The sequence below is a fragment of the Exiguobacterium sp. EA-TM-5 genome, assembly GCF_053878415.1.
This window is the reverse complement of sequence record NZ_CM132670.1, coordinates 3072215-3083327: the sequence shown is the minus strand read 5'-3', so window position 1 is coordinate 3083327 and position 11113 is coordinate 3072215. Positions and strand designations below refer to the sequence as shown.

At 48.0% G+C, this 11113-nt stretch carries 10 protein-coding genes and 1 riboswitch; of the genes, 9 read left to right on the top strand and 1 reads right to left on the bottom strand.

Annotated elements, in window-relative coordinates; all coding sequences use genetic code 11:
- Positions 1 to 26 precede the first annotated feature (26 nt).
- From nagA to ACV3PA_RS16155, 3 genes are all read left to right on the top strand, one after another.
- Positions 27 to 1184, top strand: a complete 1158-nt coding sequence (gene nagA / locus ACV3PA_RS16165) for an N-acetylglucosamine-6-phosphate deacetylase (protein WP_456125234.1) — start codon at positions 27 to 29, stop codon at positions 1182 to 1184.
- Positions 1181 to 1942, top strand: coding sequence for a glucosamine-6-phosphate deaminase (nagB, locus tag ACV3PA_RS16160; RefSeq protein WP_456125233.1), 762 nt, complete (start codon positions 1181 to 1183; stop codon positions 1940 to 1942). Before nagA ends, nagB begins: the two co-directional genes overlap by 4 nt.
- A gap of 298 nt (positions 1943 to 2240) precedes the next feature.
- The gene (locus ACV3PA_RS16155; RefSeq protein WP_456125232.1) at positions 2241 to 3353 is read left to right on the top strand and encodes an LCP family protein; all 1113 of its coding nucleotides are present in this window, start codon (positions 2241 to 2243) and stop codon (positions 3351 to 3353) included.
- 53 nt (positions 3354 to 3406) lie between these two features.
- Here ACV3PA_RS16155 and phnF read toward each other — a convergent pair whose 3' ends face one another.
- Entirely contained in the window at positions 3407 to 4141 is a 735-nt protein-coding gene (gene phnF, locus ACV3PA_RS16150; protein WP_456125231.1) for a phosphonate metabolism transcriptional regulator PhnF, read from the bottom strand.
- A 128-nt stretch (positions 4142 to 4269) separates the two neighbouring features.
- Here phnF and ACV3PA_RS16145 point away from each other — a divergent pair, with 128 nt between their 5' ends.
- From ACV3PA_RS16145 to ACV3PA_RS16120, 6 genes are all read left to right on the top strand, one after another.
- The gene (locus ACV3PA_RS16145; protein ID WP_456125230.1) at positions 4270 to 5418 is read left to right on the top strand and encodes an alanyl-tRNA editing protein; all 1149 of its coding nucleotides are present in this window, start codon (positions 4270 to 4272) and stop codon (positions 5416 to 5418) included.
- A complete protein-coding gene (locus ACV3PA_RS16140) occupies positions 5415 to 5843 on the top strand; it encodes a GNAT family N-acetyltransferase (RefSeq protein ID WP_029340768.1) in 429 nt (142 codons plus the stop codon). The genes ACV3PA_RS16145 and ACV3PA_RS16140 overlap by 4 nt, the downstream gene beginning before the upstream one ends.
- Positions 5844 to 5961: 118 nt before the next feature.
- Entirely contained in the window at positions 5962 to 7167 is a 1206-nt protein-coding gene (locus tag ACV3PA_RS16135) for an argininosuccinate synthase (protein ID WP_456125229.1), read from the top strand.
- A complete protein-coding gene (gene argH / locus ACV3PA_RS16130) occupies positions 7164 to 8534 on the top strand; it encodes an argininosuccinate lyase (RefSeq protein WP_456125228.1) in 1371 nt (456 codons plus the stop codon). The genes ACV3PA_RS16135 and argH overlap by 4 nt, the downstream gene beginning before the upstream one ends.
- 70 nt (positions 8535 to 8604) lie before the next feature.
- Positions 8605 to 8782, top strand: a riboswitch (Lysine riboswitch).
- A 112-nt stretch (positions 8783 to 8894) separates the two neighbouring features.
- A complete protein-coding gene (locus ACV3PA_RS16125; protein ID WP_456125227.1) occupies positions 8895 to 10094 on the top strand; it encodes an aspartate kinase in 1200 nt (399 codons plus the stop codon).
- Between the two features lie 13 nt (positions 10095 to 10107).
- Positions 10108 to 11100 (top strand): aspartate-semialdehyde dehydrogenase, encoded by a 993-nt coding sequence (locus tag ACV3PA_RS16120; protein ID WP_456125226.1) that lies wholly within the window; start codon positions 10108 to 10110, stop codon positions 11098 to 11100.
- Positions 11101 to 11113 lie beyond the last annotated feature (13 nt).

Sequence of the window (11113 nt, the reverse complement as noted above, 5' to 3'; positions counted from 1 at the left end):
AACGGATAGAGAAAGGATGACGACAGATGACAGTAATCATCAACGCCCGGATTTATACGGGAGAGCAGACGATCGAGGATGGATTCATTCGTTACGGTCGAACGATCGAGGCGGTTGGTTTGATGTCGGAATTTAAAACGATTGTAGGAGAAGAGATGATCGATGCGCAGCATCAATCGCTCATCCCTGGAATGATCGATGTACACATTCATGGGGGATATGATGTCGATGTCATGGATGGGAATGCGAATAGTCTTCGTGACTTCAGTCATCAGATGTTACAAGAAGGCGTGACATCCTTCTTAGCGACGACGATTACCCAAGATTGGGCAAACATCACACGAGCACTTGAGACGGTCCGAGAAGTCGTAGCACAAGACGATACGACGATCGTCGGTGTTCATCTCGAAGGACCTTTCATCAACCCGGATTATGCGGGTGCGCAACCGCACGAACATATCGTCGAGCCGGATGTCGAACAGTTCCTGAAATGGCAAGAAGCGGCTGGCAACACGATCAAACTCGTGACCTATGCCCCAGAACGTCCATGTGCGCGTGCGTTCGAGGAGGCAGTGCGATTAACGGGTGCAATTCCGTCTGCCGGACATACGGACGCGACGTATGCCCAAAACCAAGCGGGTCATGTCACGCATGGTACCCATCTCTACAATCAAATGCGTGCACTTCATCACCGCGAACCGGGAACGGTCGGGTATTGTCTCTTGACGCCGGAAGTCTATGCCGAGATCATTCCGGACGGGATTCATAGTGCACCGGAAATGGTCGATTTCGCCTATCGGATGAAGGGCGCAGATCAATTGATCGTCATCACGGATGCGATGCGTGCGAAAGGGTTAGCAGACGGTGAATATGAGTTAGGAGGGCAGGCTGTATTCGTTCGAGACGGTGCGGCACGCCTTGAGAACGGCAGTTTAGCCGGAAGCGTCCTGACGATGGACGCTGCTTTACGAAACATCATCGCCTTTACAGGTTGTACGCTCGAAGAAGCCGTCCGCATGACATCGGTCAATGCGGCAAGAGAGCTTCAATTGACACAAAAGGGAAGTCTCTCGGTCGGTAAGGATGCGGATATCGTGTTGCTCGACGAGGGATTACGCATTCAAGAAACGATTCATCGTGGTACGCGATACCGGATCACGAACGGAAAGGAGTCTACCTCATGAAATGGATGATCGTAGAAAAGGGAGAAGAATTAGCACAGGTGGCCTATCAATTTTTGAAACAGGAAATTGAGCGCCATCCGGAAGGGTTAACAGTAGGACTTGCAACAGGCAGTTCACCAGTCGGCGTTTATGAAGAATGGCGGAAGGACTCACTCGACTGTCGACATGTGACGACGGTCAACCTAGACGAATATGTCGGTCTTAGTCCGAAACATCCACAAAGTTACCACACGTTCATGCAAGAGCATCTATTCAAGGATGTTGCCTTTAAAGAATCATTCTTACCGATTGGGAATACGGAAGATTCGGTTCGTGAAAGTGAGCGATATGAGGCGCTCGTCCGGGAGCGGGGAATCGATATCCAATTACTCGGAATTGGAGCAAATGGACATATCGCCTTCAATGAACCAGGTACACCGTTCGATGCTAAAACACACGTAACAGAATTGACAGAGTCGACACGAGAAGCGAACCAACGATTCTTTGATCGACTCGAAGAAGTACCGACAAAAGCCATCACGATGGGAATTGGCACGATCATGGAGGCGAAAAAGATCCTTCTCGTCGCTTCAAGTGAACGAAAGGCGGAAGCAGTCCGTGATATGATGGAAGGCATCGCGACGACGGATTGTCCAGCGACCGTTCTCAAACGTCATGCCGATGTCATGGTGATCTTGGATGAAGAAGCCGCTTCTTTATTGTCAGATGACGCTAAACGTACAGGACGAGCAGCTTATCTGAATTTCATGAAAGTATGACGTTAGAGAGCAATGAATCAAAAGAGATCGAGACAATCTTTGGATTGACTCGATCTCTTTTTCTGATTCTGTTGAGCCTAGTCTCATGCGATTTATTATTTTGACAGAATGGAATCATTATGACATATAGCGGAACCACTCCTTCTCATGATGCGAAGCACTCGGAATCAAGGATTTCTTCAGTACAACGATTCTATTCGATTTCTTTAATCGAAACGTAAATTGACATTTCATTAAATGTACGGATAATGGAGATTAGCGAACTTTACGGAAAATTTACATGAAAATGAGGGTTTACATGATGGAAACGCGATCCGCACGAAAGAGACAGCCAAGTGCTGGCAAGATGTTCATGAAAGTCGTCGCTGCACTCGTCCTGCTTGTCACAATCATCGGTTCTGGTTACGCTGGAGCTGTTTTTATTAAAACGCAAGAAACATTGGCAAAGACGCAAATTAAGATTCCCGGCTCAAAAGTGAGCTCTAAATATGATGATGTACCGTCTGAATCGTTCTTGATTCTTGGAACGGATGAAACGAAAAAAAGTAAAGAACGCAATGAACCGGCACGATCGGATGTCATGATCGTCGGAATTTTAAATAAAAAAACGGAACAATTAGTGTTGACGAGTATACCGCGTGATTCGCTTGTGAACATTGATTATTCGAAATATGATGTCCCGTATGGCAAGACAGGTGTCGAGCAAGATAAAATCACACATGCGCATTATTTCGGTTCGATGGATAAATCGAATTCGTACAATGGGATTAAATTAGCGCGCGAAACGACAGAAAACCTACTTGGCATTCAAATCGATCACGTCGTCAAAGTCAATTTCCAAGGATTCGTTCAATTGATCGATGCGTTGGATGGCGTCGACATTGATGTGCGTTATGCGTTCAAAGAGCAAGACTCTAAACGTAAAGCAGGTACCGTCACCGTCAATAAAGGGATGCAACATCTAACAGGGGAACAGGCACTGGCTTATGTCCGGAACCGTCATGACGATCCGCTTGGGGATATCGGACGCGGACAAAAACAGATGCAAGTCATTCAAGCGGTCGCCAAAGAAGCGGCAAGTTTCCGTTCCCTCAGTGCATACCGTGATATTTTAGATGCTGTCGGTGATAACGTCGAAACGAACTTAGGTCCGAATGATTACACACGCTTAGCAGACTTCACAGCAGCATTACGGAATACGACGGAGTATCAACTCGCTGGAGAAGGCTACATCGGGATCAGCGGGAAATGGGAATACCATCTCGATCCGAATCAATTGGAGCAAGTGAAAAGTAACTTAGCAAAAGCGATGCAAGGTCAAGAAGTCGAACCGATCAAGGAAGATACAGACCCAGCACAAAGTACGACAGAAGAACCAGTGACGGAGACAGAAGCCGTTCCTGCACAGTAATACACACTAAAAATCCCCTTGTATCGTCACTATACGACGATACAAGGGGATTTTTAGCGTTGACGTTCCATTTCGACTGTGAAGGTATATCGGTCTCCCCGGTAAGCGGAGATGACGTATTCAAATGGTTGTTCCGTCGCGAGATACGTTAGTTGCTCGACGGATAGGACGGGCGAAGAGGTCGATAGACCAAGATGACCTGCTTCCTCCTTCGTCGCGAGACGTGATTCGAACGTTTGACTCGCGCGTCCGAGGTTTAATCCGCTCGCTTCAGCAAAGGCATAGAGCGATGCGGTCGCGACGTCTTGATCGAGTCCGGGTAGGAGTTGTTCCGGGATGTAGACGGTCTCAAGAGCAAGCGCTTGCTCATCGGCGATTCGTAAACGTTTTAATTCATATACCGATGCCCCTTCGCGAATCCGGAGCTTATTCGCAATCGTCATCGAGGCGTCGATGATTTGATAGGAGAGAAGCGCACTTGTTGGCTCAAGTCCGAGATGTTCCATCTCTTCTGAAAAACTTGTTAATCCCGATAGTTGCATGACGATTTTTTTGTTCGCGACGAATGTTCCACGTCCTTTTTGACGAATCAAGTAACCGGCGTTGACCAAGTTTGAAATGGCTTGCCGGACCGTCATTCGGCTAATTTGATGTGCTTCCGCAAATTCGCGCTCGGACGGAATTAGATCGCCAGGTTGAAGAACACCGCTTTCGATTTGTTGTTTTAAGGCAGCTTCGATTTGATAGTAAATGGGGAGTGGTGAATTTTTATTGATATGCTGAATCACGGCATTTCGTCCCTTCGCGATCGGTAGTCTTTCATCTAGTGTACTAGGAAAAAGCCAAGCCGACAAACGATTCTGGATGAAATATGGCATAATACAGAGTGAAACTGACAGAGAAAGGTGGTCGAGGCATGCGCCCCGAACAAATAGAATCCGATGTCCGAACCTTTCAGACATCCATTCGCACGACAAAACAAGTAGATGGATATTGGGTTGCTTTAGAGAAAAGTTACTTCTATCCGGAGAGCGGTGGACAACCAGCGGATCGTGGTACTTTAAACGATCAACCTGTCCTTGACGTTGAAATCGAAGACGGTGTCGTCTGGCATCAACTGGCGACGCCACTTACAGGTGACGTCACAGGGATCGTGGATGATGCTGTCCGGATCGACCATGCAGCACAGCATACGGCGCAACATGTCATCTCTGCGATTTTACAAGATGAGTCTCAGATCAAAACACTCAGCTTTCGGACGGGAAGTGAGGTTTCGACGCTTGATATCGAGACATCCGAATGGACAGCTGTGCAACAAGAACAGTTAGATCGACGATTACGTCAAGTGATTGAACAAGGGTTGCCGATCACGGCGACAGAGTATGATGAGGCGGAAGCACTTCAATTACCATTACGGAAGACACCACAAGTTGAGGGACGGATTCGAGTTGTTCAAATCGGCACACTCGATTATAGTGCCTGTGGTGGGACGCATCTTGATTCAACGGCACAGCTCGAGTTAATTCTCTTTACTGGAGTCGAACGAATTCGTGGGAACATTCGTCTTTCTTATGTTGCAAAAGAACGGGCTTATCAACTTCTGCAAGCAGAACGCCATGCCTTGCGGGAAGCGGCGCAAGCCTTATCGATTAAACCAGTTCAGATCCTAGAAGCCGTCCAAGCGTTACAGGACGATCAGAAAAGATTCACGAAACAAGTCGAACAAGCGCAAGAGCAGCTTGCTGCTCTCACACTTGCTAACGCTCTAGAACAACAAGAAGGGATTCTTGTGTTTGAACATCTAGATGAAGAAATCAAGGTTTCTGAGCAACTCGCTAAAGTGATTCAAGAAGCGGGACGCATTGGTGTCGTTTGGAACGAAACGTCGAATAAGTTATTAATGAGTAGTCCAGGTGAACCACATCTCGGAAAATTCGCCAAATCACATGTCCAATCATTTAATGGACGCGGCGGTGGAAGTGCGATCCAAGCACAAGCGCAATTTACGAATCGGGATGATGCGATGGCATATGTCGATCGATTACGGGAGGAATATCAGTTATGACAGTCATTCAAGTACGTACAGCAGAACAACATCAAGCCGTTCGGATGATTCGTGAACGTGTCTTCGTTGAGGAACAAGGTGTACCACGCCATCTTGAATACGATACACACGATGAGACAGCGATTCATCTGCTTGTCTTAGATGAGCAGAGCCGTCCAGTCGCGACGGGGCGCACACGTCCATATGACGACCAACGCATGAAGGTAGAGCGTGTCGCGACGCTTTCAACAGCGCGAGGAAAAGGATACGGTGGCGAGTTGATGCAGGCGATGGAACGTGTCGCACGTCGTGAAGGTAAACAATTGCTAACGCTCGGTGCGCAAGTTCAAGCGATCCCATTTTATCAAGGGCTGGGCTATACAATCGTCTCCGATGAATTCGACGATGCAGGTATCCCGCACCGGACGATGGAGAAGAAAATGTAATCAATTTTGAAAGAAATCCTGCAAAAAGGGTTTCTTTTTTTTGTTTTCTATGTATATATATAATTCATAATGAATTTTTATACAGACAGATGAATTTAAAACCAGGAGGGAATTATACATGTCGAAACAAAAATTGATCTTAGCGTACTCTGGGGGACTCGATACATCAGTAGCCATCAAATGGTTGAGCAAGGACTACGACGTCATTGCATTATGTATGGACGTCGGTGAAGGAAAGGATTTAACTGTCATCAAAGAAAAGGCACTTCTCGTCGGTGCGATTGAATCGATCGTTCTCGATGTGAAAGAAGAATTTGCAAAAGATTTCGTCTTACCAGCACTTCAATATGGGGCGCATTATGAAAATGCCTATCCGTTGATTTCAGCGCTTTCGCGTCCGTTAATCGCAGAAAAGCTCGTCGAAGTCGCGCATGAATATGGTGCAACGGCTGTCGCACACGGATGTACCGGAAAAGGGAACGACCAAGTCCGGTTCGAAGTTTCGGTCGCAGCACTTGATCCATCACTCGAAGTCATCGCACCAGTTCGGGAGTGGAAGTGGTCACGGGAAGAAGAGATCGCCTATGCGAAAGAAAACAATGTGCCGATTCCAATCAACCTCGACAGCCCTTACTCGATCGATATGAATCTTTGGGGACGGAGTAATGAGTGTGGCGTCTTAGAAAACCCTTGGACAGAACCACCACAAGATGCTTACGCGTTGACGGTAGCACCAGAAGACGCTCCAGATCAGGCGGAAGAAGTCATCATCGGCTTTGAAGCAGGAGTTCCAGTTTCGATTAACGGCACGACGTATCCACTCGCGAAACTGATCACGGAACTGAACATCATTGCTGGGGCGCATGGTGTCGGACGGATTGACCACGTCGAGAACCGTCTCGTCGGAATCAAATCACGTGAAGTGTACGAGTGCCCTGGCGCGACTGTTTTACTGAAAGCACACGCCGCACTCGAGACGATCACATTGACGAAAGACGTCGCGCATTTTAAACCGTTGCTTAGCAAACAATATGCAGAAACGATTTATAACGGTCTCTTCCACGCACCATTGACGAAAGGTCTGAAAGCGTTCTTGACAGCAACACAGCAGGACGTCACAGGAGAAGTTCGGGTCAAGTTGTTCAAAGGAAATGCTACCGTGACAGGTCGTCAGTCTGCTGTCTCGCTTTATGATGAGAAGCTTGCCACGTACACGAAAGAAGATGCGTTTGATCATGAAGCTGCAAAAGGATTCATCAAATTACACGGTCTTGCTGTTTCGACGCATGCGAGCGTACATCGTCAGGCGGGTGTGACGAAATGACCAAACTCTGGGGTGGACGTTTTACGGAAAGTGCTTCCGCTCAAGCGGAAGCCTTCGGAGCATCGATCACGTTCGATCAAAAGTTAGCGCGTGTCGACTTGAAAGGGAGTCTCGCTCACGCGCAGATGTTATGTGAACAAGGAATCCTCGCTCAAGACGAATGGACGCAAATCGAGCAAGGATTAAAGCAACTGGAAGCGACAGTAGCGGATCATGTGTATACGCTAGCAGATGAAGACATTCATATGAATCTCGAGCGTCTATTGACGGAACAGATTGGTCCAGTCGCAGGTAAACTGCACACGGCACGGAGTCGAAACGACCAGGTCGCAACCGATTTGCATCTATGGATGGAGCAACATGTCGAAGCATTGACGACGGCATTGCGTGAGCTCCAATCGGTCATCACGGAACAAGCTGAACAACATATCGAGACGGTCATGCCGGGTTATACACATTTGCAACGGGCGCAACCCATCTCTCTTGCCCATCACTTGCTTGCGTATTTCTGGATGTTCGAACGTGACGTCGAACGGTTGACGGACAACCAAAAACGAATCCGGAAATCACCGCTTGGTGCAGGAGCGCTCGCCGGGACGACATTCCCGATTGATCGTTTCCGTTCTGCGGAGTTGCTCGGGTTTGAGTCGATCTATCCGAACAGTTTAGACGCCGTCTCCGATCGGGACTTTGTCATCGAATACCTCGGGATTGCCTCGACCGTCATGATGCATCTATCACGTTTTTGTGAAGAGATCATCATCTGGGCGTCGCAAGAATTTGGCTTCATCGAGTTGTCCGATGCCTTTTCGACAGGATCGAGCATGATGCCACAAAAGAAAAATCCGGATTTCGCTGAATTGATTCGTGGGAAAACAGGGCGTGTCTACGGTAATCTGATGGGCTTCTTGACGACGATGAAGGCATTACCACTCGCTTACAATAAAGACATGCAAGAGGATAAAGAAGGGGTCTTTGATACTGCAGATACCGTCCTTCAGTCCGTTCAAATCTTTACCGGAATGATTGAATCCGCGACGTTTAAGACCGAAGCGCTCAAGAAGGCGACAATGCAAGACTTCTCGAATGCAACGGAACTCGCCGACTACCTTGTGACGAAAGGCATACCATTCCGGGAAGCACATGAAATCGTTGGGAAGGCTGTCCTTTACTGTGTACAGAATGGCTGTTTCTTGAAAGATTTGAACCTCGAGACGTATCAAACATTCCATCCTAATATCACAGAAGACGTTTATCCGCTCCTCGATCCGGTTCAAGCAGTTGCACGCCGGACAAGCTACGGCGGTACAGGGTTTGCTGCTGTTTCAGAGCAACTCGAAATTGCCAAACAACATCTTGCAAATTGACGAATTTTGAAAAAAATCAGCCAAATGACTGGATTTAACAAAAGATGTCTGCTATAACTGTAACTAACAACCGACAGATAGAGGCGCGGATGACATGAGTAGCATCATTCTTGAAGGCAAGCATGCCGAATGATGTGAAAGGGGAAGTCCGCCGAAGTGAACGAGAAGATGCTTACTCTTGTTTGCTGGTACAACGGTTAAGATCCGTTGTACTGCCGAAACCGATGTTTCGGAGCGCTATCTTACGTAAAAGAACGAATGACTTTGTCTTCGTTTGTCCGATCGTGATAACGACGGGCCGTAGGAACGCTCCTACCGGCCCGTCGTTTTTTTCTGTATCGGGACAAAGGAGATAGGATTGTGACAACTGTACTTAAATTTGGTGGAAGCTCGGTTGCGACTGTCGAACAGATTCAGTCTATTGCGAATTATTTGAAGAGTCGCGCAGCCGAAGGTGAAAAACTCGTCGTCGTCGTATCGGCGATGGGCAAGATGACAGATTCTTTGATCGCTCAGGCGCAAGCCATCACGGATCGCCCTGAGCGGCGAGAACTCGATCGGCTGCTTGCCATCGGAGAAGAACAGACGATTTCATTACTCAGCATCGCCCTCAACTCACTCGGCGTCAAGGCGTTATCGCAAACAGGCGCACAAGCAGGGATCAGCACGATGGGTGTGCATACGAAAAGTAAGATCAAACAGATCGATGGAGATCTATTACGACAAAAACTCGAAACGTACGATGTTGTCATCGTTGCCGGTTTCCAAGGTGTCAACGAACTTGGTGACGTGACGACACTTGGACGAGGCGGATCGGATACGACGGCAGTTGCCTTAGCAGCAGTCCTTGATAAACGCTGTGAAATCTATACTGATGTCGACGGTGTCTATACTGCTGATCCACGGATCCATGCCGCGGCTCAACCGATTCCCTACATCTCATATGACGAGATGATGGAGATGAGCGCCCTCGGGTCGAAGGTCATGGAAATGCGGAGTGTCGAGTTAGGAAAAAAATACGGCGTGCACATCTTCGTCGGGAAAACACTTGAATCGAAAAGGGGAACATGGATCATGGAAGCGACGGAAACAATGGAACAAAAAGCGGTGACGAGTGTCAGCGTCACGAAGAACGTCTTGACGGTGTCAATCAAACACGTACCGCAAACAAATGCAGCAGTAGCCGATATCTTCGAACTGTTATCCAATCGCCACGTCAACATCGATATGATCAGTCAAACGACGTTCGACAGTGACATTTTCTTATCGTTCTCATGTCCACTCGATGAGGAAGAATTTCTCGATGAAGCCTTAAAAGATATCATGGATCGCTTTACGACAGTGAAGGTCGACCGTCATAACCAACACGCGAAATTATCTGTCGTCGGAATCGGGATGCGGGATGCAACAGGTGTTGCTTCGAAGTTGTTCGCAATCTTCCGAGCAGAGAATATTCCGTTCTATCAAGTTACGACATCAGAAATTAGTATCTCATACACGATTGCACAAGCAGACATTGAACGAACGGTTGCAGCGATTGCAAACGCGTTCGAGTTATAAGGAGGAGAACAGGATGTATCATGTAGCAGTCATCGGAGCAACCGGCGCTGTCGGTCAAAAAATGTTACAAGTACTAGCAGAACTGGACTTCCCGGTCAGCCGCTTGTCCGCTTACGCTTCTGCTCGTTCAGCAGGGAGTACGGTACAGTTCAAGGGAGAAGACATTACGATCCAAGCACTGACACCAAGTATCACGGAAGACGGGATCGACGTTGCGTTGTTTGCGGCGGGCGGGACGATCAGTGAGCAATATGCACCGTTATTAGCTGAAAACGGAACACTCGTCGTTGATAATTCAAGTGCTTTCCGGATGCAGGAGACGATTCCGCTCGTCGTACCAGAAGTCAATCCACAAGCGATTCAAACGACAGACCGTTTGATTGCGAATCCGAACTGTTCGACGATTCAATCGGTCGTTGCATTAGCGCCACTCCAGTCACTGGGATTCGAGCGTGTTAACTATACGACGTACCAGGCTGTATCTGGTTCAGGTCAAAAAGGGATCGAGGACTTGGCACGCGGGGCACGCGGAGAAGAACCCGTCAATTATCCGCATCCGATTCACGATAACATCTTGCCGCATATCGACGTGTTCCTAGAAAACGGTTATACGAAAGAAGAGCAGAAGATGATTGACGAAACACGGAAAATCTTCAATCTTCCAGCATTACCGGTCAGTGCGACGTGTGTTCGTGTTCCAGTCACGAATTCTCACTCGGTTGCGATTAACGTTACGTTTACGCAACCGACGACGGTTGAAGCCATCCGTGAAGCGTTAGAAGGTGCACCAGGCGTCGTCCTCGTTGATGATGTCGCAAACACGCGTTACCCGATGCCACTCGATGCAAGTGGAACGGACGATGTCTACGTCGGACGGATTCGACAAGATGATAGTCTTGCGAACACATTCCATCTCTGGTGTGTCGCCGACAATATCCGAAAAGGTGCTGCGTCAAATGCCGTGCAAGTCGCACGTCAAGCGATCGAACAGTCGATTCATTCATAACAAAGGAGGAGTT

Coding starts and splice junctions, on each gene's coding strand:
- nagA (WP_456125234.1), top strand. CDS start 27: ATGACAGTAATCATCAACGCCCGGATTTATACGGGAGAGCAGACGATC.
- nagB (WP_456125233.1), top strand. CDS start 1,181: ATGAAATGGATGATCGTAGAAAAGGGAGAAGAATTAGCACAGGTGGCC.
- ACV3PA_RS16155 (WP_456125232.1), top strand. CDS start 2,241: ATGATGGAAACGCGATCCGCACGAAAGAGACAGCCAAGTGCTGGCAAG.
- ACV3PA_RS16145 (WP_456125230.1), top strand. CDS start 4,270: ATGCGCCCCGAACAAATAGAATCCGATGTCCGAACCTTTCAGACATCC.
- ACV3PA_RS16140 (WP_029340768.1), top strand. CDS start 5,415: ATGACAGTCATTCAAGTACGTACAGCAGAACAACATCAAGCCGTTCGG.
- ACV3PA_RS16135 (WP_456125229.1), top strand. CDS start 5,962: ATGTCGAAACAAAAATTGATCTTAGCGTACTCTGGGGGACTCGATACA.
- argH (WP_456125228.1), top strand. CDS start 7,164: ATGACCAAACTCTGGGGTGGACGTTTTACGGAAAGTGCTTCCGCTCAA.
- ACV3PA_RS16120 (WP_456125226.1), top strand. CDS start 10,108: ATGTATCATGTAGCAGTCATCGGAGCAACCGGCGCTGTCGGTCAAAAA.